This window comes from Thermococcus sp. 9N3, from assembly GCF_012027685.1.
In the GTDB taxonomy this organism is placed as follows: domain Archaea; phylum Methanobacteriota_B; class Thermococci; order Thermococcales; family Thermococcaceae; genus Thermococcus; species Thermococcus nautili.
In genome coordinates this window covers 1-471 of sequence record NZ_SNUV01000011.1, presented here as the reverse complement: position 1 = coordinate 471, position 471 = coordinate 1, and the positions used below count along the sequence as shown (strand labels likewise).

At 42.3% G+C, this 471-nt stretch carries 1 pseudogene; it reads right to left on the bottom strand.

The window, feature by feature from the left end:
- A pseudogene (locus E3E30_RS11165) lies at window positions 1-471 on the bottom strand (heavy metal translocating P-type ATPase); the annotation flags it as partial.

Sequence of the window (471 nt, the reverse complement as noted above, 5' to 3'; positions counted from 1 at the left end):
CCTAATTACGGTCGCCTTTTTAGCTTGAAGCCCCATGAGCTTTTTAATTGCCTCACTCGTTCTTCCTTTGGCCAAGGTTTCTAAGTAGCGTCCAAGCAGGAGGAAAGCCATTAGCAAAACGCTTGCCTCATAAAAGTTGAACTCCCTCGGAATAATTCCTATTGTAGCTAAAACGCTTGCAAAATAAGCAGAACCAATTCCCATGGAGTACATGACTTCCATGTTTAAGCTTTTGTGCTTCAATGAATTGAGAGCCTTTCCAAAGATATCCCTTCCAGCATAGATTATTGCCAGAGTTGCCAGCAGGAATTGAATGTAAATTAAGTTAGGAATTTCAATTCCAAACCTGTGAAGCTGCGCTGAGGCGAAGAGAGGTATTCCTATTCCCCAAGCAACTGCAAGTTTCTTCTTCATTTCCATTATGTGCTTCTCTCGAGCCTCTTTTTCTACGTCATAGCTTTCCTCACCTTC